The 22,207-nt window shown below is 72.2% G+C and carries 17 protein-coding genes; 7 read left to right on the forward strand and 10 right to left on the reverse strand.

Going from position 1 to position 22,207, the window contains the following annotated elements:
• Positions 1–74 precede the first annotated feature (74 nt).
• Positions 75–1,277 (reverse strand): MFS transporter, encoded by a 1,203-nt coding sequence (locus tag K313_RS0110010; RefSeq protein ID WP_029211503.1) that lies wholly within the window; start codon positions 1,275–1,277, stop codon positions 75–77.
• Positions 1,278–1,396: 119 nt separating this feature from the next.
• Between K313_RS0110010 and K313_RS0110015 the strand changes: the two genes are divergently transcribed.
• Positions 1,397–3,097, forward strand: a complete 1,701-nt coding sequence (locus K313_RS0110015) for a sodium:solute symporter family protein (protein WP_029211504.1) — start codon at positions 1,397–1,399, stop codon at positions 3,095–3,097.
• Positions 3,098–3,107: 10 nt separating this feature from the next.
• Positions 3,108–3,416, forward strand: a complete 309-nt coding sequence (locus K313_RS0110020) for a hypothetical protein (protein ID WP_029211505.1) — start codon at positions 3,108–3,110, stop codon at positions 3,414–3,416.
• Positions 3,417–3,537: 121 nt separating this feature from the next.
• On the opposite strand, the gene nagA is transcribed toward K313_RS0110020, so the two are convergent.
• Genes nagA through K313_RS0110035 form a run of 3 tightly spaced genes read right to left on the reverse strand, consistent with a single transcriptional unit; the run spans position 3,538 to position 6,715 of the window.
• Complete coding sequence (gene nagA / locus K313_RS0110025) at positions 3,538–4,683, reverse strand: N-acetylglucosamine-6-phosphate deacetylase (protein WP_029211506.1); 1,146 nt, start codon at positions 4,681–4,683, stop codon at positions 3,538–3,540.
• The gene (locus K313_RS0110030) at positions 4,680–5,939 is read right to left on the reverse strand and encodes a PTS transporter subunit EIIC (RefSeq protein WP_019285093.1); all 1,260 of its coding nucleotides are present in this window, start codon (positions 5,937–5,939) and stop codon (positions 4,680–4,682) included. Before K313_RS0110030 ends, nagA begins: the two co-directional genes overlap by 4 nt.
• A 44-nt stretch (positions 5,940–5,983) precedes the next feature.
• Entirely contained in the window at positions 5,984–6,715 is a 732-nt protein-coding gene (locus K313_RS0110035) for a GntR family transcriptional regulator (RefSeq protein ID WP_029211508.1), read from the reverse strand.
• Positions 6,716–6,847: 132 nt separating this feature from the next.
• Here K313_RS0110035 and K313_RS0110040 point away from each other — a divergent pair, with 132 nt between their 5' ends.
• Genes K313_RS0110040 through K313_RS0110055 form a run of 4 tightly spaced genes read left to right on the forward strand, consistent with a single transcriptional unit; the run spans position 6,848 to position 9,249 of the window.
• The gene (locus K313_RS0110040) at positions 6,848–7,918 is read left to right on the forward strand and encodes an SIS domain-containing protein (protein WP_029211509.1); all 1,071 of its coding nucleotides are present in this window, start codon (positions 6,848–6,850) and stop codon (positions 7,916–7,918) included.
• A 19-nt stretch (positions 7,919–7,937) separates the two neighbouring features.
• Positions 7,938–8,168, forward strand: coding sequence for a PTS sugar transporter subunit IIB (locus tag K313_RS0110045; protein WP_019285096.1), 231 nt, complete (start codon positions 7,938–7,940; stop codon positions 8,166–8,168).
• Positions 8,165–8,614, forward strand: coding sequence for a PTS sugar transporter subunit IIA (locus tag K313_RS0110050; protein WP_029211510.1), 450 nt, complete (start codon positions 8,165–8,167; stop codon positions 8,612–8,614). Before K313_RS0110045 ends, K313_RS0110050 begins: the two co-directional genes overlap by 4 nt.
• On the forward strand, positions 8,602–9,249 hold the full coding sequence (locus K313_RS0110055; RefSeq protein ID WP_034252708.1) for an HAD family hydrolase: 648 nt from the start codon (positions 8,602–8,604) through the stop codon (positions 9,247–9,249). Before K313_RS0110050 ends, K313_RS0110055 begins: the two co-directional genes overlap by 13 nt.
• An 83-nt stretch (positions 9,250–9,332) precedes the next feature.
• Here the strand turns inward: K313_RS0110055 and K313_RS0110060 are convergent, their stop codons facing one another.
• A complete protein-coding gene (locus K313_RS0110060) occupies positions 9,333–12,332 on the reverse strand; it encodes a S8 family peptidase (protein ID WP_029211512.1) in 3,000 nt (999 codons plus the stop codon).
• Between the two features lie 217 nt (positions 12,333–12,549).
• Here K313_RS0110060 and K313_RS0110065 point away from each other — a divergent pair, with 217 nt between their 5' ends.
• Positions 12,550–13,491, forward strand: coding sequence for a beta-ketoacyl-ACP synthase III (locus K313_RS0110065; protein WP_019285099.1), 942 nt, complete (start codon positions 12,550–12,552; stop codon positions 13,489–13,491).
• A gap of 165 nt (positions 13,492–13,656) precedes the next feature.
• On the opposite strand, the gene K313_RS20735 is transcribed toward K313_RS0110065, so the two are convergent.
• From K313_RS20735 to K313_RS0110090, 5 genes are all read right to left on the reverse strand, one after another.
• On the reverse strand, positions 13,657–14,433 hold the full coding sequence (locus tag K313_RS20735; protein WP_029211513.1) for a Rossmann-like domain-containing protein: 777 nt from the start codon (positions 14,431–14,433) through the stop codon (positions 13,657–13,659).
• A gap of 8 nt (positions 14,434–14,441) precedes the next feature.
• On the reverse strand, positions 14,442–16,376 hold the full coding sequence (locus K313_RS0110075; protein ID WP_029211514.1) for a penicillin-binding transpeptidase domain-containing protein: 1,935 nt from the start codon (positions 16,374–16,376) through the stop codon (positions 14,442–14,444).
• A 123-nt stretch (positions 16,377–16,499) separates the two neighbouring features.
• Positions 16,500–18,845: a glycoside hydrolase family 31 protein gene (locus K313_RS0110080; protein WP_029211515.1), complete on the reverse strand. Its 2,346-nt coding sequence runs from the start codon at positions 18,843–18,845 to the stop codon at positions 16,500–16,502.
• A gap of 60 nt (positions 18,846–18,905) precedes the next feature.
• The gene (pepN, locus tag K313_RS0110085) at positions 18,906–21,536 is read right to left on the reverse strand and encodes an aminopeptidase N (protein WP_029211516.1); all 2,631 of its coding nucleotides are present in this window, start codon (positions 21,534–21,536) and stop codon (positions 18,906–18,908) included.
• 23 nt (positions 21,537–21,559) lie between these two features.
• The gene (locus tag K313_RS0110090; protein WP_084412692.1) at positions 21,560–22,171 is read right to left on the reverse strand and encodes a GNAT family N-acetyltransferase; all 612 of its coding nucleotides are present in this window, start codon (positions 22,169–22,171) and stop codon (positions 21,560–21,562) included.
• Positions 22,172–22,207 lie beyond the last annotated feature (36 nt).

The following is a 22,207-nucleotide window of genomic DNA, read 5'->3' on the forward strand; positions in this document are numbered from 1 at the left end:
CGATCTTTGGTGTGGGGGCGCGGGGGTGACGGGGGTCGCGGGGAGCGATGGGGTGGTGAGGGGGTGAGGGTGGGTCAGGTGGTGGCGGGGGCGGTCTCGGGGGCGCGCACCCACGGCACGGCCGCCAGCAGGGTGATCGCCCCCGCCATCGCGAACGCCCAGCCGTAGCCGTAGTGGTCGACGATCAGGCCCGCCAGGACCGGCCCGACGATCGTGCCGGCGTCCTGCACCATCTGGAAGCTCGCGAGCGCCTCGCCCGCCGAGCGCTCGTTGCCCACCACGTCGGCGACGGCGGCCTGCTGGGCGGGGTTGAACAGCCCGGCCCCGGCCCCCGCCAGCAGGGACACGGCGAACAGCAACCAGAGCGAGCCGGTGACCCCGACGAGCATGGTGAAGATCCCGTTGACCACGAGCCCGGCGATCACGAGGGGGCGGCGGCCCCGCAGGTCCGTCATACGGCCGGCGACGGTGAGGGCGGCGGCGTTGCCGGCGGCGAACACCGCGAGCGCGAGCCCCGCGACCGCGGGAGAGGTGCCGAGCGCGGCGACGGCGAACAACGGCAGGATCGCCACGCGCATGCCGAAGTTGGACCACCCGTTGGCGAAGCCGGCCCCGAGGATCGCGCGATAGGTCGGGTGCGCCCAGGCCTCGCGCAGCGTCATCGGCGGCAGCGGCACCGAGCCGGGCGCGGGCCGCAACGATGCGCCGGACAGGAACACCGCGACGACGCCGGACGCGATGACGAGGGTGACGGCATACACGATGAACGGCACGCGATAGCCGAGGCCGGCCAAGGCCCCACCGACGACCGGGCCGAGGATGTTGCCGGTCAGGAAGGCCGACGCGTAGGCCGACGAGACCCGCCCGCGCAGCGTCGGCGGCGCGAGGCGCACGATCAGCGCCGCCGCCGAGACGGTGAACATCGTCGAGCCGATGCCACCGAGCGCGCGAAAGACCAGCAGCTGCCAGTAGGTCCCCGCGAAGGCGCACGCCCCCGTCGACACCGCCACGATGAGCAGGCCGATGAGGTAGACGGGGCGCTCCCCGAGCCGGCCGACGAGTCGCCCACCGACGGGCGCGAACAGCAGCCGCATCAGCGCGAACGAGCTGACGACGATCGACGCAGCCGTCACGCCCACGTCGAAGGACCGGGCATAGGCGGGGAGGACGGGCGCGATCAGGCCGAAGCCGAGCGCGATGACCAGGGCCGCCGCGACGAGGACCCAGATCTCACGGGGGATGCGCGCCCCTGCGGGCGGCGGCGCGAGCGATGACATGGCCTGCCCAGTATGACGGTTCGGCCACAGTGCGAGTGCCACGAACGGCCCGGAGGGCGGTCACCGCGAGGCGGGGGTAATGTCCCGCCGTACCTTTCCACCGACGTAAGGGTGGTCCCATGACTGCAATCGCTCCGGCCGCGGCCCTCGCCGCCAAGGACACCTTGATCAACGCGACCTGGGTGGACTACCTCCTGATCGCGCTGTACTTCCTGTTCGTCCTGGGCATCGGCTTCGCCGCGCGCCGCCAGGTCTCCAGCTCCATCGACTTCTTCCTGTCCGGCCGCTCGCTCCCCGCGTGGGTGACCGGCCTGGCCTTCATCTCGGCCAACCTCGGTGCCGTCGAGATCATGGGCATGAGCGCCACCGGCGCCGAGATGGGTATGCCGACCTTCCACTACTTCTGGATCGGCGCCATCCCGGCGATGCTCTTCCTCGGCGTCGTGATGATGCCGTTCTACTACGGCTCCAAGGTGCGGTCGGTGCCGGAGTTCATGCTCCGCCGCTTCGGTCCCGGAGCGCACCTGGTCAACGCGATCTCGTTCGCGCTGGCGCAGCTGCTGATCGCGGGCGTCAACCTGCTCCTGCTCGCCCGCATCGTCGAGGCGCTGCTGGGCTGGCCGCAGTGGGTGTCCCTCATCGTCGCCGCCGTGATCGTGCTGTCCTACATCACCTTCGGTGGCCTGTCGGCCGCGATCTACAACGAGGTGCTGCAGTTCTTCGTGATCGTGGCGGCGCTGCTGCCCCTGACCCTCATCGGTCTGCACCGCGTTGGCGGGTGGAACGGTTTCACCGAGAAGGTCACGGCCTCGCCCGGTGGCGGCGAGCAGCTGTCCTCCTGGCCGGGTCAGGCGCTGTCGGGCTTCGACAGCCCGATCCTGTCGGTCGTCGGCATCATCTTCGGCCTCGGCTTCGTGCTGTCCTTCGGCTACTGGACGACCAACTTCGTCGAGGTGCAGCGCGCGATGGCGTCCAACTCCATCACCGCGGCCCGCAAGACACCGATCATCGGCGCCTTCCCCAAGATGTTCATCCCGTTCATCGTCATCCTGCCCGGCATGGTGGCGGCGGTCCTGGTCGGCGAGATCAAGACCCTCAAGGGTGGCGGCGAGACGACGGCGACCTACAACGACGCGCTGCTCCTGCTGATGCGCGACGTGCTCCCCAACGGTCTGCTCGGCCTGGCGATCGCGGGTCTGCTCGCGGCGTTCATGGCCGGCATGGCCGCCAACATCTCGGCCTTCAACACGGTGTTCAGCTACGACCTGTGGCAGGAGTACGCCGTCAAGGACAAGCCGGACGAGTACTACCTGCGCGTCGGCCGTCTGGCCACCGTCGCGGCGACCGTCATCGCGGTGTTCACCGCCAGCATCGCGGGCCAGTTCGGCAACGTCATGGAGTACCTCCAGACGCTGTTCGGCTTCTTCAACGCCCCGCTGTTCGCGACGTTCATCCTCGGCATGTTCTGGAAGCGCATGTCCGCGACCGCCGGCTGGGCGGGCCTCGTGGCCGGCACCGTCTCGGCGATCGGCCTCTGGTACGCCTCGAAGTTCGGTGGTGCCTTCGAGATGGCGGGGCAGGGCCTGGCCTTCCTCGCGGCCTCGACGGCGTTCGTCGTCGACATCGTCGTGAGCGTCGTCGTCACGATGTTTACCAAGCCCAAGCCGCGGGAGTCCCTCGTCGGCCTGGTCTACTCCGAGACGCCGAAGGAGAGCCTGACCGACGCGGACGCGGCGTCGCTGCCGCTCCTGGCGCGCCCGGTGCCGCTGGCCGGCCTGGCTCTCGTCCTCGTCATCATCCTCAACACGATCTTCGCCTGAGGAGGCACCGATGAGCTCCAGCACCAGCACCTCAGCCGCTCGCCCGGGCAAGGGAAAGCACAAGGCGGGCGCGTTCGACATCCGCAACTTCATCGGCTACCTGCTCGGCCTCTACGGCCTGGTCCTCACCCTGATGGGACTCTTCGGGGACAAGGAGCTCGACAAGACCGGTGGCGTCAACGCTAACCTGTGGACGGGCCTGGCCCTGCTGGTCGTCGCCTGCTGCTTCATGGCGTGGGCGCGGCTGCGGCCGATCGTGGTCCCGGACTACGTCGACACCGACGACGCCGAGGACACCGGTCGCCCGGCGGGTCACTGACGCCGGGCTGACACCGGATCCTGCACCCAGTCTCACGCTCGAGCCCGTATGACGAAGGGCCGGTCACCGCATCACGGTGACCGGCCCTTCCCGCGCCTGGGGTAGGAACATCGGCCCGGGGTCAGTCCCCGAGCGGGATCCCGGCGCGGACCACGGTGGTGACCTGCAGGTCGGCGTCGAGAGCCACCAGGTCGGCCCGCTTGTCCGGCTCGAGCGTGCCGCGGTCGTCCAGCCCCAGCACCCGGGCCGGGTTGGCCGTCGCGGCGGCGAGCGCCACCTCCAGCGGGACGCCGGCGACGTGCACCGCGTAGCGGACGGCCCGGTCGAGCGTGAGCGTGCTGCCGGCGATGGCGCCGTTGGTGACGAGCCGCGCGACGCCGTCGATGACCTCGACGCCGAGGGGCCCGAGCAGGTACTCACCGTCCGGTGCCCCCGCCGCCGCCATCGCGTCGGTGACGAGCACGAGCCGCTCGGGGCAGGTGTCGGCGGCGTGACGCACCATCGCCGGGTGCACGTGGATGCCGTCGCAGATCACCTCGACCGCCACGCGGGGATCCGTGAGCGAGGCGCCGATGATGCCGGGCTCGCGGTGGTGCAGCGGCCGCATCGCGTTGAACAGGTGCGTCGCCACCGTCGCCCCAGCATCCATCGCGTCGAGCGCGATGTCGTAGGTCGCGTCCGAGTGGCCGATCGCCGCCACGACGCCGCGCCCCACGACGGTGCGGACCGCGTCGAGGCCGCCCTCCAGCTCGGGTGCCAGCGTGACCATCCGGACGGTGCCGGGATGGGAGCCGAGCAGGCGGTCGAGGTCTGCCCGGGTCGGGGGCACGAGCTTGTCGGGGTCGTGCGCGCCCTTGTGGCAGCGGCTCAGCCACGGCCCCTCGAGGTGCACGCCCACCAGCTCGCCGTCCGCCACCAGCGGCGCGAGCACCCCCACCAGCCGGGCGAGCTCGTCGATCGTGTCGGTGACCAGGCTCGCCATCATCGTGGTCGTCCCGTGCGCGAGGTGCGTGGCGATCACCTGGCGTGCGGCGTCCTGGGTGCCATCGGTGTATGCCGCACCGCCGCCTCCGTGGCTGTGCGCGTCGACGAAGCCCGGCGCGAGGAGCACGTCCCCGAGGTCCAGCCAGTCCTCTGCGTCGGGACCGGCCCCGGGTGCGGGCGGTTCGGCATACGACACCTCGACGATCGTGTCCCCCTGGACGCGCACCCACCCGGGGCCGGTGATGCCCCGGGTGGTGAGCAGACGCTGCGCGGTGAGGATCATCGGCGGGCGTCGGAGTCGAGCACGCCGCTCTCCTCGCCCTCGTCCTCGCGGCCGGGGGTCTTGAGGTTCCACTTGCGGATGACGAACCGGAAGAGGACGTAGTACAGCGCGGCGTAGCCGAGCCCGATGGGCACGAGCAACCAGGGGTTGGTGGCGATGCCGAGGTTGAGCCCGAAGTCGATGGCGCCGGCGGAGAAGCCGAACCCGTCCTTGATGCCCAGGGCGTTGACCAGGGCCAGCGAGGTGCCGGTCAGGACGGCGTGGATCACGTAGAGCGGCCAGGCGACGAACATGAAGGCGAACTCGAGCGGCTCGGTCACGCCGGTGAGGAAGGCGGTCAGCGCGGCCGAGAGCATGATGCCGCCGGTGACCTTCTTGGCGGCCGGCTTGGCCTCCTGCCAGATGGCGATCGCCGCTGCGGGCAGGGCGAACATCATGATCGGGAAGAAGCCGGTCATGAAGGCGCCGGCCGTCTTGTCGCCGGCCAGGAAGCGGGCGATGTCGCCGTGCACGACCTTGCCCGAGGCGGCGGTGTAGTCGCCGAGGATGAACCACGGCACGGAGTTGAGGATGTGGTGCAGGCCAAGCGGGATCAGGAGGCGGTTGAGCGTGCCGTAGACGAAGCCGCCGAGGATCGTGTTCTTGGCGACCCACTCACCGACGGAGGTGAGCCCGGTGTTGAAGGCGGGGTAGATGAACGCGGTGAGCACGGCCAGCAGCAGGGCGGCGAAGGCCGTCACGATCGGCACGAAGCGTCGGCCGCCGAAGAACGCGAGGTAGGGCGGCAGGGAGATGCGGTAGTACCGCTGCCACAGCCAGCCGGCGAGCAGACCGATCAGGATGCCGCCGAGCACGCCGTAGTTGATCAGCGCAGGCTTCTCGCCCGCCTTGGTGGGCTGGTCGAGGACCAGGAGCGACATGGCGTCGCCCACGCCCTTGAAGACGAGGTAGCCGATCACGGCGGCGAGGGCCGTCGAGCCGTCGGCCTTCTTGGCCCAGCCGATGGCCACGCCGACGGCGAAGATCAGCGGGAGGTTGGCGAACAGCGCGTCGCCGGCCGCCGCGATGACGGGGGCGACCTGGGTCCACCCGGCGCCGTCGGCCCCGAGCATGTCGGGCTGGCCGAGGCGCAGCAGGATGGCCGCGGCGGGCAGGGCGGCGATCGGCAGCATGAGGCTGCGACCGAGCTTCTGGGCGGCGGCCAGGCCCTTGCGCTCTCGGGGCGCCGACGCCGTCGTCGTGCTGGTGGTGCTCATCGGATGTTCCTCTCGGGGGTGCGGGGTGGTGCGGCGCGACGGCGTCAGGGCGTCATCGTGCGGTCGAGCGTCATGTGCACCTGGTAGCGGTCTCCGCGGTACCAGCTGCGTACGCGCTCGATCGGCCGGTCCCCGGAGCGGGAGAGCCGGTCGAAGATCATGACGGGGGCGGTGGTGGACACCCCGAGGTGGCGGGCGGCGGACTGGGCCTGGTCGGCCCAGGCGGTCTGCTCGGCCGTGTCGACGGTCAGGGAGTACTCGTGGGCGAACACGTCGTAGAGCGAGCCGGTCAGGTCGTGCTGGTCGAGGCCGGGGAGCAGGTCCGCGGGGTGCCAGGCCCGCTCGAAGGCCATGGGTTCGTCGTCGGCGAGCCGCACCCGCTGGACGAGCCAGGCCGGCACGCCCGCCTCGAGACGCAGGTCCCCGGCCACCTCGCCGGGCAGCTCCTCGAGGCTGATCCCGACGAGCCGGGTCGAGGGGGTCAGCCCCCGGCGGCGCATGTCCTGGGTGAACGACGCCAGGTGCAGGTGGGACTGGACGCGGGGCCGGGTCACGAAGGTCCCCTTGCCCTGGATGCGGTGCAGGACGCCGTCGGCGATGAGCCCCTCGATCGCCCGGCGCACCGTGGCCCGGCTGACGTCGTAGGCCGTCATGAGCTCCCGCTCGGACGGGATGGCGTCGTCCGGCCCGAGGGTGCGCACCCGGCCCGCGAGGGCCTCGCGGAGCTGGACGTGCTTGGGGACGGGGCCGTCGGAGAGGCGGGTGCGCGGTGGCATCGGGGTCCTCTCGTCCGGCAGTGTGGTGCATACTGGTCCGTACCAGTACGGACCTGTAGGATCCACCTCGTCGCCATCGCTGTCAACGCGCCCAACCGTGCCGATGCCGACTCGTGACTCGAAGGAGACGTCATGATCGAGAGCCAGATGCTGCGCGAGATCCACGAGCAGCCCGCCGCCGCCACGCGCACCATCGAGGCGCTGGTGCCGATGCGTCCCGAGATCGCCGCCCTCGCCGAGGGCCGGCGCCACGTCCTGTTCGCGGCGCGCGGCTCCAGCGACAACGCCGGCCTCTACGGCCGCTACCTGCTGGAGACGTATGCCGGGCGTCCCGCCGCGATGCTGGCACCGAGCGTGTTCACGCACTACCACGCGACCGTCGACCTGTCCGACACGCTCGTCGTCACCGTCAGCCAGTCCGGCAGCACCCAGGAGCTGGTCGAGACCCAGGCGCTGGTGCAGGCGCAGGGCGCTGCGACGGTCGCCATCACCAACGTCGCCGACTCCCCACTCGCGGCCGAGGCCGACCTCGCTCTCGTCACCCAGGCCGGTCCCGAGCTCGCCGTCCCCGCGACCAAGACCTATCTCGGCCAGACCATCGCCATGGCCGTCCTCGCCACCGCGCTCTCGCCCACCCCGACGACGCTGGACGCCGAGCTCGCGGAGCTCCCCCAGCGCATCGCGCAGGTCATCGCGGCCGGCACCGGCGTCGACGAAGCCGCGTGCGCCCTGGCCGAGGCGATGGGCCCCACGATCGTCACGGGCCGCGGACTCCTGCTCGGCACGGCGCTCGAGACGGCGCTCAAGATCGAGGAGACCTGCCTGCGCCCGGTCCGCGGCTACTCCTACGCCGACCTGCGGCACGGGCCGATCGCCGTCGTCCGCCCCGGCGCGGTGGCGGTGCTCGTCTGCGCCCAGGACGGCCCGCTCACCGGTCCGATGACCGAGCTCGCCGGAGCGCTGGCCGAGCGTGGCGCCACCGTGATCGGCATCGGTGGGGACGACGAGTTCGTCCGGGCCTGCGGGTTGCACGTGCCGGCACCCGCCGCACCTGAGACGCTGGCCCCCATCGGCACCATCGTCCCCGCCCAGCTCGTCGTCGAACGCCTCGCCGCCCGGCTGGACCTGGACCCCGACAGCCCGCGCGGGCTCGCCAAGGTCACCCAGACCGAAGCAGACTCGTCCTCCGACGACCGCGCGTGATCCCGAAAGGACCCCTGACATGACCAAGGCCGAGCAGATCCTGGCCGCCCTCGGCGGCGCCGGCAACATCGTCGAGATCGAGCCGTGCATCACGCGCCTGCGCACCGAGGTCAAGGACCCCTCCGTGGTCGACCAGGCCGCCCTCAAGGCCGCCGGCGCGCACGGCGTCGTCGCCGCCGGCACGGTCGTGCAGGTCGTCGTCGGCCCCGAGGCCGACAACCTCGCCGAGGACATCGAGGACCTGCTGTGACGGACGTCCTCAGCCCGGCGACCGGCACCATCCGGCCGCTGGCAGAGGCCCCCGACCCGGTCTTCGCCGCCGAGATGGTCGGCCCCGGCCTGGCCGTCGACCCGGCGCGCGAGCCGCAGACCGCCGTCGCGCCGATCTCCGGCACCATCGCCAAGCTGCACCCCCACGCGTTCGCCATCGCCGGGGACGGGATCGCGGTGCTCGTCCACCTGGGCATCGACACCGTCCAGCTCGGCGGCGAGGGCTTCGAGGTCCTCGCCACCGAGGGCGCCCACGTCGACGCCGGCGCCGCCGTGGTCCGCTGGGATCCCACCACCGTCGAGGCGGGCGACCGCTCCCCCATCGTCATGGTGTGCGTCCTGGACCAGCTGGCCGGCGCCGTGCCGACCGACCGCGCCGGATCGCCGGTCGCCGTGGGCGAGACGCTGCTGACGTGGCCGAGCTGAGGCGACCCGCCGCGCTGCTGCTCGACCTCGACGGCACGCTCGTCGACTCCGAGCCCGTGCACCGCGAGGCCTACCGGCGCTTCTTCCGCGCCCGCGGGTGGGAGCACGACGACGCGCTGCTCTCGCTGTTCACCGGTCGCCGCGCGGACGACGTCTTTGCCAGCACCCCGGGCCCCTGGTCCGCCGAGGACCCGACCGCCCTCTTCCACGAGGTCGTGTCGCACCACCCCCACGACCTGCTCCCCGAGCCCGTCGCCGGGGCACGGGAGCTCGTCGACGACGCCTGCGCCCGCGGCATCCCGTGCGTCCTCGTGACCTCGGCCGGTCGGCGCTGGGCGGTCACCGCGCTCGAGCTCCTCGGCGGCTCCGAGCGGTTCGCGGCGATGGTGACCCGCGACGACGTCACCGAGGGCAAGCCGGCCCCCGACGGCTACCTCCTCGCCATACGCACCCTCGGGGTCCGCGCCGAGGACTGCCTGGTCGCCGAGGACACCCCCGCCGGCGTCCGGGCCGGGCGAGCCGCCGGCGTCGGGACCGTCGTCGGCGTCACCACCAGCTTCTCGGCCGAGGAGCTCCGCGACGCGGGCGCCGACCTGGTGCTCCCCGACCTGCACGGTCTCACCACGCCTGCCTGACCAGAGCAGAGCAGGTATGCCGAAGGGCCCGCCCCCTCCTCGCGGAGGTGACGGGCCCTCGTCGGTGACTCAGCGGGCTGAGGTCACTTGGGGTCCAGGCTGACCAAGACGTCCTTGACCGTGGCCGCGCCGTTGCCGAGGGAGATCGCACCGAAGTAGTGCTGCCCCGCGGTCAGGCCCTTCCAGGCGGCCGTGACGGTGGTCGGTCGGGCCATCGTGACGGACTGGGTGGCCGGGGTCGCGGTGAGGTTGCCCTCGGCCTTGTCGCCCAGCACGAACGAGTGCTGCTTGATCGCGAGCGAGTCCGCACCGGCGAAGAGCTTGGCCTCGACGGTGTAGGTGCCGGCCGCCGGGTTCATCAGCGTGACCTGCTCCTGGGCCGTGGCCTCGCCGCTGTTGCCGATCTCCTTGCCGTCCTTCTTGACCACGAGGTCGATGTCGACACCCTGCGGGTAGTCGGCGTCGAAGGTCGCGAAGCGGGCGGCCTTGGTGCCGGCCGGGACCTGGACGGTCGTCGTGAGGACGGCGCCCTTGGCGACGGTGCCGGTGTTGACCTGCGACGGGATCGCGCCGGCGGGCTTGGCGGTCAGGGTGCCCGAGTAGCCGGGCGTGACCTTGATGACCTCGGAGCCGGACGTCGCCGCGCTCTTGATCTCGCTGGTGCTGGCGGCCAGGGCCACCGGGCGGATCGCGAGCGGGCTGCGGACGACCTGGCCGCGGTTGCCCTGCCAGGTCAGCGCGCCGAAGCCGTACTGGTTCATCTGCGCCGCGCTGCGGGTGAAGGTGACCGTGAACTTCTTGGTCTCACCCGGCTTGACGGTGATGGTCGACGGCGAGACCGAGACCTTGACGCCGGTCGGCTGCTGGACGCGAGCCTTGTAGGTCGCGGTCTTGCTCTCGACGTTGCGCACGTAGCGCGTGACCGTCTGCGAGCCGGCGAGGTCGCCGACCGCGATGCTCGGGTAGTTGAGGTCGCTCGGGTCGATGGTGCCGACCCGGTCGCAGGTGCCGGGCGCCTGCACGAGCTCGAGCTGCTTGATCCCGCAGAGGTACATCAGCCAGTCGGGCGAGTAGGAGTCGTAGACCAGGCCCGGGTTGAGGGCCTGGGCCGGACGGACGTGACCGGAGCCCATGTCGAGCGGGGTGGCGTTCTCGCCCGAGCGCTGGATCGGCTGACCCTTGTCGTCGAGCGGGGACGCGGTCGTCATCATCGCGGACTTCACGGCCATCGGGGACCAGGTCCACTCGGGGTGGGCCTGCTTGATGAGCGCGGCGATGCCGGCGATGTGCGGGGCCGACATCGAGGTGCCGGACATCGAGTTGAAGTTGTTGTGACCGTCGGCCTTGGGCGAGACGGCGGCGATGATGTCGACGCCCGGGGCGGTGATGTCGGGCTTGAGCAGGTCACCACCACCGGCCAGGGACGGGCCGTATGACGAGAAGCCCGCCATCTCGGGGTTGCGCGCGGCGGGGTCGAGGTAGGGGTCGCCCAGCGTCGCGGTGGGGTTGGCGTCGGCGTTGACGTAGGTCTTGACCTTGGCGCCGTCCGTGGCCGACAGGTGGATCATCGGCACCGGCGTGAAGTCGGCGTTGAGGGACTGGTTGTCCGCGGTGTTGACCTGGATCATGCCGATGCCGCCGGCGGCCTTGACCGCCTCGCCCTTGTCGACGCGGGCGTTGCCGCCGCGCGTGCACAGGACGATCTTGCCCTTGATCTTGGCGGGGTCGAGGACGGGCGTGATGCCGTTGCCGTGGTTGTCGTCGACGTCGGAGTAGCAGTACTTGACCTTGGTCGCGTCCGCGCCCGGCAGGCCGGCCTTCTCGGAGTCGATGACGGCCGCGGGGCCGATCTTGCCGCCGGTGCCGACACCGGTGTAGGTCTGGCCGTTGCCGAGCGTGACCTTCTTGCTGACGGCCTTGGGCGCCGTGCTGGCGGCCACGGTCATCTCCCACGGGGAGTTGTGCGCGACCGACGACTCGCCCACGGTGTCACCGGAGTTGCCGGCCGACGCGGAGACGAAGACGCCGGCGTCGGCGGCGTTGAAGAACGCGATCTCGTCCGGCGTGACGGAGTAGACGCTGGAGCCCGACACCGAGTAGTTGATGACGTCGACGCCGTCCGCGACCGCCTGGTCGATGGCGGCCACGAGGTCGACCGTCGCGCCGCTCGCGCGGCCGTCAGGGGTCGCCCACAGGGCCTTGTACGCCGCGATGCGGGCGGCAGGCGCCATACCGGAGATCTTGCCGACCGAGATGCCGTTGATCGAGGCCGGGACCCCGTAGTTGCCGGCGGCGGTCCCCGCGGTGTGGGTGCCGTGGTCGTTGTAGCCGCGCGGGGTCTTGAACTCGAAGGGCTCGACCGTCGAGGCGCTGTAGTAGGCACGCGCGCCGATGAGCTTGTTGTTGCAGGTGACCTTGTTGGGTCCGGTGCCGCCGTCGCAGACGCCGTTCCAGTTCTGGTCGATGCGCCACTGGTCGGTCGGGTTGGCGAGCGGGGCGAAGGACGGGTTCTCGGGCCAGATGCCGGAGTCGATGACGCCGATGATCATGCCGGAGCCGGAGTTGGCGTTGCCGCCGAACTGCTTCTGCCACACGCCGTTCGGGCCGTCGAGGCCCAGGAACTGCGGCGTGGTGTTGGTGTCCATCGTGCGGATCTCGTTCTTCCACACGCGCACGACGTCGCCGGACTTCTCCAGCTTGGCCGCCTGAGCCGGCGTGAGGCGCACGGCCATGCCGTTGAAGGACGTGGTGTAGTCGCGCGTCTTGGCCGAGGCGGGGACCCCCGCGGCCTTGAGCGTGTCGGTGTGGTCGGCCTTGAGGTGCTGGGCGTAGCGCTGCCCCGCGCTGGACCGGACCTTGACCTTCTTGCCCTTGCCGGGCTTGGTGGCGGGGATCCCCTCGACCCCACCGGTGTAGGTGGCGAGCGGCGCGCCCGCGACCTGGACGATGTAGAGCTCTGCAGAACCCTGGCCTGCGGCGTTGGCCGGCGCGCCGGCGATCGCCAGCGGGCCGAACGCGACGGCTGCAGCAGCCGCCGAGACGATGACCGGTCTCCCTCGACCGGTCCATGAGTGCTTGTGCACAGTTCCTCCCAGAGATGGCGTGCGACCGACGTTGGTCGCTTCGCGAGCGTATGACGCCCCCGCGCGTTACGCCATAGGGGGGAGCGGCATCTGTGGCCACGCGTCGCCACAATCCGTCAACCTCCGGCGAGACGACGCCGATTCTGCGTACCCAGGGGTAACGCGCATGCTGGGGCGAACCGACGCACCCGTCCACCGTTGCCCGAGGAGCCCACCCGTGATCGGTTCGACCATCGTGTCCGTGGGCCACTACCAGCCCGCGCGCATCCTGGACAACGACGAGCTGTCCCGCCTGGTCGACACCAGCGACGAGTGGATCACCCGACGGGTCGGGATCGCGCAGCGCCGGGTCGCCGCCCCGGACGAGACGGTCGCCGACATGGCCACCGAGGCCGCACGGGACGCCCTGCAGGACAAGGGGATCGACCCCGCGGGCATCGACCTCGTGATCGTCGCGACCTGCACCAACCACGACCGCTCCCCCAGCACCGCCGCCCAGGTGGCCCGCCGGCTCGGGCTCGGCTCGGCGCCCGCGGTCATGGACGTCAACGCCGTCTGCTCGGGCTTCTGCCACGCGCTGGCGCTCGCGGAACAGGCGATCGCCACGGGCAGCGCCACGCGCGCGGTCGTCGTGGGTGTCGACAAGTTCACGGACTTCATCGACTGGAACGACCGCACGACGTGCATCCTCGTGGGCGACGGTGCCGGGGCCGTCGTGCTCGAGGCGTCGCCGGAGCGCGGGGTCAGCCCCGTGGTGTGGGGGTCGGTGCCCGAGATGGGCGACGCCGTCGTCATCAAGGAGCTGCCCGACGGGTTCAGCCAGCAGGGCCAGGCCGTCTTTCGCTGGACGACGACGCAGCTGCCGGCCATCGCCCGACAGATCTGCGAGCGGGCCGACGTCGCGCCGAGCGACCTCGCCGGGATCGTGCTGCACCAGGCCAACCTGCGGATCATCGAGCCGCTCGCGGCCAAGATCGGGGCCACCGACGCGGTCGTGTCCACCGACGTCGTCGAGTCCGGCAACACCTCGGCGGCGAGCGTGCCCCTCGCCCTGTCCAAGCTCGTGCGCAGCGGACGGGTCGCGAGCGGCGCCCCGATCCTGCTGTTCGGCTTCGGCGGCGGGCTGGCCTATGCCGGCCAGGTCGTCCGCTGCCCCTGACCTGACCTGATCTGACCTGCCGCGTCCTCCCCCGGCTCGCGTGGTTCGCGCGGCTCGCGCGGCTCACCCGGCTCGCGCCATTGGTCACCAATGACGTTTTGGATCGTTCATAACACCCCTCGACACGTCATTGGTGACCAATGGCGGGTGGTCTGGGGCGGGCGGTCAGGCGGGGACGCGGAGGTTGAAGAGCGTCAGGGCGCCCCGCATCGAGGCCATCCCCTGCCCCTGCATCAGGGCGCGGCGGCACCAGGGCGCGTCGTAGACCAGCGACCCGCTGATCTCGTCGACCCGCCCCGCGAACGCCTCGGGCGCCAGCGGCGTGCTCGGCCCCACCAGCGTGGTGCGGGCGCCGCCGCTCAGCTCGAGCAGCCGCGGCAGCGTCTTGTTGGCCAGCGTCATGCTCGTGATGAACGCGTGGTCGACCTCCGGCAGCACGAACTCCGCTGCGGCGTCGGGCAGGTCACGACCTTGGGGGCGGCGCTCGAGGACCGTCAGGTCGCAGCGGGACGCGAGCTGGTCGAGGTGGCGGAAGCGCCCCACGACGGCCACCCGGCGCCCCTGCACGAGCTCCCCCGACCGCTCGAACGCCGAGGCGTCCCAGTCGATCACGTCACCGGCGTGCGCCTCGAGCCGCTCCTGGGTGTTGCACCAGGCGTTGATGGCGGCGAGCCCGATCGCGGCGAGGCGTCGGTCCCACGAGCGCACCAGCGCGGCCACGTCGGCGAGGTCCTGACCGACCACGTCCTGCGGCCCGTGCGGGTCGTCGCGGCCGTCGTCGGGCACGCTCGACAGCCCCGCGCCGCCGGCGTCGGTCTCGACGAGCGCCCACCTCGACACCACGCAGGTGGTGACGGTGACGCCGCGAGGCACCAGCGCCGTCAGGCCGTCATACAGCTCCCAGGGGGAGGTGTGTGACCGCTCTCGAGAGGTGCTCGTCATCTCGCTCCTCATCCCTGCAGGTAGGCCTTGAGGATCGGGCCGGCCGTGCGCGACCCGCCCTCCCCCTCGTCGACGAAGACCGCGACCGCGAGATCGCCTCGGGCCGCGACCATCCAGGCGTGGAGCTTGGGCGGGGTCGTCGTGCCGAACTCCGCGGTGCCCGTCTTGGCGATCACCTCGCCGGGCAGGTCCTTGAGAGCCGCACCGCTGCCGCCCGTGACGACGCCGCGCATCAGGGCGCGCAGGGTGCCGGCCTCGGCGGCCGTGACCGGCTGAGCCGTCGCCGCCGAGGGCGTCGCCGTGGTCGGGGGCGTCGCGCCGGCAGAGGGCGTCGTGGCGCCGGTCTCGTTGGTGGGTATGACGATCCGCGGGGTCACCGGGCCGCCCTTGACCACGCTGGCGACCACCGTGGCCATCCCGAGCGGGCTCGCCGTGATCTCGCCCTGGCCGATCATCTCGGCGCCGGCCTCGACCTGGCTGCCCGGCGCCGGCACGCCGCCGAGGTAGGCGGGGACGCCGGCGGACGGGGTCGCGGTCAGGCCCAGCGACGCGGCGGCCCGCGGGAGCGCGTCGCCGGACGCCTTGTCGCGCGAGGCGATGAACGCCGTGTTGCAGGACTTGGCGAAGGCCGTGGACAGCGGCACCTGGCCGAGGCCGTCGGCGGGATAGGCGTCGTAGTTCTCGAAGGGCTTGCCGTCGACCGTGAGGGTCGGGGTGCACGGCACGGGCGTCGCGGGGGTCACGCCGCCGCGCAGGAGGGCCAGCGCACTGACGATCTTGAAGGTCGAGCCGGGGGCGTACTTGCCGAGCGTGGCGGTCGAGTAGCCCTGTCCCCCAGGACCGCTCGCGGCGGCGACGACCTCGCCCGTGGAGGGGCGGACGGCCACGAGGGCGCTCGCCGGCTCGACCCCCGCGAGCAGCTCCTCGGCGCGGACCTGCCGGGCGACGTCCAGCGTCGTGGTGACGTCCTGGCCGGGGACCGGCTCCGTGCTGTGCACCGGCTTGGCCGTGCCGGCGTGCACGAGCGAGACCGTGAGCCCGGGGGTGCCGCGCAGCGTCGCGTCCTGAGCCTGCTGCAGGCCGGAGAGGCCGACGACGTCGCCGGCCGCGACCGCACCCTTGGACCGCTCGACGATCTCGGCGGTGGCCTCCCCCACGGTCCCGAGGATGGGCTTGGCGAAGGTGCGGGTGGGCGCGAGCGGGAGCTCGGCGTCCACGACGCCCACCCCCGGCGTCGAGGTGGTGAGGGCGTCGAGCCGGGCCAGGGTGGGGTCGCCCTGGCGCAGGACGATCGCCTCGACGAAGGCCTTGGGCCCGGCCGCCTTGACCCGCGCGGCGTAGGCAGCGGCGTCGGTGAGCCCGGCGAAGGCCGCGACCTTGGGCGCTGCCGCCAGGGCCTGCTCGGGCGTGACGGTCGCCTTGTCGACGCCGACGCGACGCACCGGCCGGGGCTGGACGATGGCTGCGCCGCCGGCACCGAGGACCCGACCCCGGCGGGCGGCGGTGCGCTCCGCGCGGATCGTGTCACCCTCCGCCGCACCCGCCACGACCGTCGCGGGGCTCCACTGCGCGCGCCAGGTCCCGTCCCGCTTGACCAGGGGGAGGGTCGTCTCGTAGCTCCAGGGCTTCGCCCCCGTCCCGGGCCAGGTCACCGCGAGGCGGGCCGTCGTGGACTCCCCCTCGTCGGGTCCGGCCTGCCGCACGCTCACCTGCGGCTTCGTGCCGGCCAGGGGCCCGGCCAGGGCGGCCAGGCGGGTCGTGGCGGTGGCGGCGTCGACGCCGTCGAGGGGCACCCCGGCCAGGTCGAGGCGGGCCAGGCCCTCGGCATACTGCCTGGCCACGTCCTGCGGGGCCGGGGTGTCCGAGGTGCAGCCCGCCACCCCCAGGGCCAGGGCGAGCGCGATCGCCCCCGCACCGGCCAGGCTCGTCGTCGTGCGGCGCACGGCACCCTCCCTCTGCTCGTCGGACCCAACCTAGCGGGTCGGCCCGCGTGGTCCGCCGATCTCCGGCCCGGACGGACCTCCCTCCTCCAGGATCGTGAGTGGGGGCTTGGGCAGGAGCTGCCGTCAGGTGACGGGCTCCGAGGCCGTGACGAGCTCGACCAGGCGACCGAGCAGGGACTCGTCCAGGGAGAGGGCCATCAGCTGCGAGACCACGTGCGCGCTGGCGGCACCGGACGTGATCACCTGCAGCGCAGCGGACTTCGCCTCGAACTCCACCTGCGCGGCGTCGAGGACGGCATAGGCCGCGGCGTGGATGTCGTTGTCCGCCAGCCGATCTGCGCCAAGGATCCGACCCTCGACCCGCTGGGCAGGCGTCACCCCGGTGACGACGGCGACGACCGTATGCCGTCCCTCGTCGAGCACCGTGTCGCAGTCCACCGGGTCCCCGTCCACCGTGATCGCGAGGCTGGTGCCCGCGGGCACCCCCACCACCGCGAGCCGCCAGGTGCGCGAGGCGGGCACGACGTCGCTCGCGCCCTCGGTGGGTCCGACCACGACGGTGCGCGCCTCCCACCCGAGGCGGATCGGCGTCCGCGCAGCCCGCAGCGTCGCCTCGGGTGCCCCGTCGTCCTCGTAGAGCGTGAACGAGCCGTCCGCGCCCGCGTAGCAACGGATCTCGAGGTCGTCGGCCTCGTCGACGGAGAAGTCGTCCCCGCCGTCCGCGGCCAGCGGGAGGATGGCGCCGGCGCGCGCGAGCACGGGGATCGTCGACAGGTCGCGGTAGGCGACCAGGCGGCGGTCGCCGGCATACCTCCAGCCGGTGGTGACGTCCCACCAGTCACCCGGCGGCAGCCACGTCTGGACGCGCCCGAGACCGCAGCGCGCGTCGCCGGGCTCGGTGATCGGCGCGACGAGCAGCTCGGAGCCGTAGAGGTAGGTGTTGCGCGCCTCGTAGGCCTCCTCGCGCCAAGGGAGCTCGTGGTAGAGCGGCTCCACGAGCGGCCGGCCCTGGACGCTCGCCCGCTCGGCCATCGTGTAGAGGTAGGGCACGAGGCGGTGCCGGAACCGAAGCCACTCGCCCATGACCCGCTCGGCGAGCGGGCCGTAGCGCCAGGGCTCCTTGCCGCTGAACGGGTTCGCCGCGCTGTGCAGGCGCGTGATCGGCGACATGACCCCGAGCTGGACCCAGCGCACGGCCAGCTCGTCGTCCTTGACGCCCCACATGTGGCCACCGATGTCGTGGCTCCACCAGCCGTAGCCGATGTTGGACGCCGTCGCGGTGAAGTACGGCTGGAAGGCCAGCGACGCCCACGAGATGACCGCGTCGCCGGAGAATCCCACCGGGTAGCGGTGCGAGCCCGGACCGGCGTAGCGGCTGAAGATCATGGGCCGCACGCCCGTCGAGGCCAGCTCGTGGAAGTGGCGGTCGTTGAGCGCCCACAGCGGGTCCAGGCCGGGGAGCCGCGAGTAGGGCCCCGACTGCCAGTCGATCCACCAGAAGTCGACGCCGAGACGCTCCAGCGGGTGCGCGACGTGCTCGAAGAACGCTGCGAGATAACGCTCGTCGGTGACGTCGAAGGACAGCGGCGCCTCCGTCGCGGGGTCGACGCCCAGCGACCGCGCCATGCGCGGATAGGCCTCCTCGAACGCCCGCACCCCGTCCGCCGGGTGGTCGTTGAGCGTGACCCGCATCCCCCGATCATGAAGCCAGTCAAGGAAGCCCGCCGGGTCGGGGAACAGCTCGCGGTCGAAGGTGTAGCCCGTCCACCCGCTGCCGAACCGCGGGTCCGGGTCCGTGATATGCCAGTCCATGTCGAGGACGGCGACCGAGAAGGGCAGCCGCTCGCTCGCGAATCGCTCGACCAGACGGCGGTACTCGTCGTCGGAGTAGCGGTGGTAGCGGCTCCACCAGTTGCCCAGGGCGTAGCGCGGCACGAGCGGCGTCGGCCCGGTGAGGGCGTAGTAGTCGCGCAGCGCGGCGCGGTAGTCGCGGCCGTGGGCGAAGACGTAGAGGTCGATGGCGCCGGCAGGGCGGGGCTCGAGCCCGTCCTCGCCCTGCACGAGCGACCGGGAGTCGTCGAGGACGGCGAAACCGTTGCGGGACAGGACACCTGGCTCCAAGGGGATCTCACCGTCGGCCTTGTCGAGGGTCCGCGCCGTGCCCCCGAGCGTCTCGAAGGGCTCGGCGAACCGCCATACGGAGTGGTAGCTGGACACGCCCCCGCGCACCTGGAGCGAGAGCCCCTCGGGGCTGAACGGCCCCTCGTCGTAGCTGAGGTGGAAGCCGTCGGTGACCACCTCGACCCCCTGGGTGGTGCGGGTGACCTCGGTCTGCACCTCTCCGAGATCACGGTGCAGCACGACCTGGGTCGGGCGGTCCTCGAACCTCCCGTCGAGGGACTGCTCGAGACGCACGAGCTGCGGGGTGAGGACGGTGATCCGGTAGGTGTCGCCGGTGACGGTCGTCATGCCCTCGAACCTACCGGCGGCGAGGGCATCGACCGGCCTTCGCACCGCAGGCTGATGCCTCTACCCCCGGCGGGTCTGGGCGCGGAGCGCGCGCAGGACGTGGTCGCGCTGCTCGATCACCAGCCGCCGCAGCCCGCCCGGCGCCGACGGGTGCTCGTCGAGCCAGGCCTGCGCGGCGACCGGGACCGGGTGCGCCTCGGGCTCCTGCCCCGGCTCTAGGTCGGCGCCGCGTGGGAACAGCCCGAGCACGGCTCGGGATGCCAGCTCCTGGCTGCGGGAGTCCCAGATGCCTTCCAGCGCAGCGAAGTACGCGGGCACGAGCTCTGCCGTCAGCGCCGCCTGACCCGGCTGGGCGTAGCCCGTGGTCCAGGCCGACACGAGATCGTTGGTGAGGCTGGTGTCCTCGACGACCGTGCGGAAGGCCTCGCGCTTGAGCTCCGCCCGCGGGTATGACGCGAGCGCCGCCCGGTGCCGCACCGGCGCCAGGGACGTGCGGTCCTGCTGCAGCTCGGCGTCCAGCTCGCTCGGCGCGACGCGGTCCTGCGCGGCCAGCGACTGCAGGAAGGCCCAGCGCAGCTCGGGGTCGAGGGCCAGCCCCTCGACGTCGGCCGCCCCCTCGAGCAGCGAACGCACGCGGTCGGCGTGCCGCGGGCTCGTGGCCGACCCGGACGCGAGCACGCGTGCCCACACCAGCTGCGCCCCGGACCCCGGCTCGGCCGCCTCGAGCTCGCGCACCACCCCGTCGAGGAAGGCCTCGCGGATCGCCGGGCGGGAGGAGGCCGGGGCATAGGCCTCGACCGCGGTCTGGGCGTTGGCGGTCACGTTGGCCAGCAGGGCCACGTCCTCCTCGCGGGGCGCGTGGTCGAGCACCAGGCGCACGTAGTCCTCGGCGGGGAGCTCTCCGTCGCGGCAGGAGTTCCACAACGCCGACCAGAGCACGGCGCGGGTGAGGGACGACCCGATCGAGCTCAGGTGACCGCGAGCGGCGGCCAGCGAGCGGTCGTCGAGCCGCACCTTGGCATAGGTGAGGTCGTCGTCGTTGACCACGACCAGGTCGGGCACCGGCAGGCCGGCCGCCTCGGTCACCTCGTGCTCGTCGGTCGTCAGGTCCAGCTCGATCCGCGAGGTGCGCTCCAGCGAGTCTCCTTGCAGGGCATACAGACCCACGACGAGACGGTGCGGGCGGGTCACCGGCTCACCCGTCATCGCGTCGACCGCCTCCTGGCGCAGCACCAGGCGCTCGACCACCCCGTCGCGCTCCACGACCTCCGGCGTGAGTGTCCCGATGCCGGCCGTCTGCAGCCAGAGCCGGCTCCACCCGCCGAGGTCGCGGCCGGACGCCGCCTCCAGGGCGGTGAGCAGGTCCGCGAGCCCGGTCGAGGAGTAGGCGTGGTCTCGGAAGTACTGCCGGGCGCCCGCGAAGAACTCGTCCTTGCCGACGTAGGCCACGAGCTGCTTGAGGACGGACGCGCCCTTGGCGTAGGTGATCCCGTCGAAGTTCTGCTTGGCAGCCTCGACGTCCGGGATGTCCGCGACGATCGGGTGGGTCGTCGGCAGCTGGTCCTGCAGGTAGGCCCAGGCCTTGCGCCGCGCGCAGAAGGGGGTCCACGCGTCGGTGAACTCCGTTGCGCGCGCGTTGGCCTCGGTCCCCATGTAGTCCGCGAAGGACTCCTTGAGCCACAGGTCGTCCCACCAGCGCGGCGTCACGAGGTCGCCGAACCACATGTGCGCCATCTCGTGCAGGATCGTGTTGGAGCGCAGCTCGTGCTGGGAGCGCGTGGCCGCGGACTGGAAGACGTAGCCCGCGTCGCGGAAGGTCACCAGGCCGGGGTTCTCCATCGCGCCGAGGTTGTACTCCGGCACGAAGATCGAGTCGTACTTGCCCCAGGGATAAGGGAAGTCGTAGTGCTCGTGGAAGAAGTCCAGGCCGCGGCGCGTGGTGTCGAGGATCCGCTCGCCGTCGAAGGACCCCACCAGGGAGCGGCGGCACAGGGCGGCCAGCGGCACCTCGAGCTGCGTGCCGTCGGGGCCGCCGCGGCGCCATACGTCCTCGACCCGGTGGTAGGGGCCGGCGGCCACGCAGGTGATGTAGGTCGACAGCGGAGGCGTGGGCGCGTGCACCTGCCGCACCAGCTGGACCCCGTCGACCCTGGTGCCGGCCGAGTCCCGTGACGCCACAGGCTGGTTGGCGAGCAGCTCCCAGTCGGCGCGGCCGGTGAGCACGACCGTGAACCGGCCCTTGAGGTCCGGCTGGTCGAAGCCTGCGAACACGCGGCGGGCGTCGGCCGGCTCGAAGTGCGTGTAGAGATAGACCTCGTCGTCCACGGGGTCCTGGTAGCGGTGCAGACCCTCCCCGGACCGCGAGTAGGCTCCCTCGCCCTCGACCGTCACCACGTTGTCCCCACCGACGCCGTCCCCACCGACGAGCAGGCCCCGCAGCTGCACCCGGTTGCCGTCATGCTCGACCTCGACGTCCGTGCCGTTGACCACGACGCGGTGGACCACCGGCCCGAGGAAGTCCAGGAAGGTCTCCGGCGTCGTAGCGGCGAAGGTCACGGTGGTGCGGGTGGGAAAGGTCGCCCGGGCGAGATCATCGGCCCCCGACAGGTCCAGCTCCACCTCGTAGGTCGCGACGCCCAGGTGCTCGGACCGGTGCTGCGCCTCGCTGCGCAGGAGGTTGCGGGTGCTCATGGCGCGACCCTATCCAACCCGGGCTACTCCCCCAGCGCGGCCTCGTCGTCGGCGAGCTGCTCGCCGCGGAGCCCCACGGCGTCGAGGCGCCAGAACACGTCCGGATAGACGAGGGCGCCGGTCATCCAGTCCTCGTAGGCCGGCAGGGTGACCACCTGGAAGGCCGGGTCGGGAATCCGTCGGGACGGGGCCACGAAGCCGAGCCGCGAGGCACGCTCGAAGCCGAATCGCGTGTAGTAGAGCGGGGATCCCTCGAGGAACACCAGGGGGTGGTCGCCCCCGCTGGCCTCCGCGAGCGCGAACTCGACCAGGGCGCCGCCGATCCCGCGGGACTGCCACTCCGGGGCCACCGAGAGGGGTGACAGCACCAGGACCCGGACCAGTCGCGGCAGGGCGTCGACCCAGGCCCGCGTCATCATGACGTGCCCCACCACCTCGCCGCCGATCTCGGCGACGTAGGAGTGCCCCGCCTCGGCCGCCGAGTCGGCGCGCAGCAGGCTGACCAGGTCCGCGACGGTGGGCTCCTCCACGAAGGCGCGCGCCACGAGGTCGCGCACGGCGGCGTGGTCACGCGTGTCCTCGGGTCGGATGGTCAACCCCTCGGGGGTGGGGCGTCGGGGCTCGGTCTCCGGCATGGCCACAGGGTGTCAGAGGCCCCCTCGCCCGTCTAG

Source organism: Arsenicicoccus bolidensis DSM 15745 (assembly GCF_000426385.1).
Taxonomy (GTDB): Bacteria; Actinomycetota; Actinomycetes; order Actinomycetales; family Dermatophilaceae; genus Arsenicicoccus; species Arsenicicoccus bolidensis.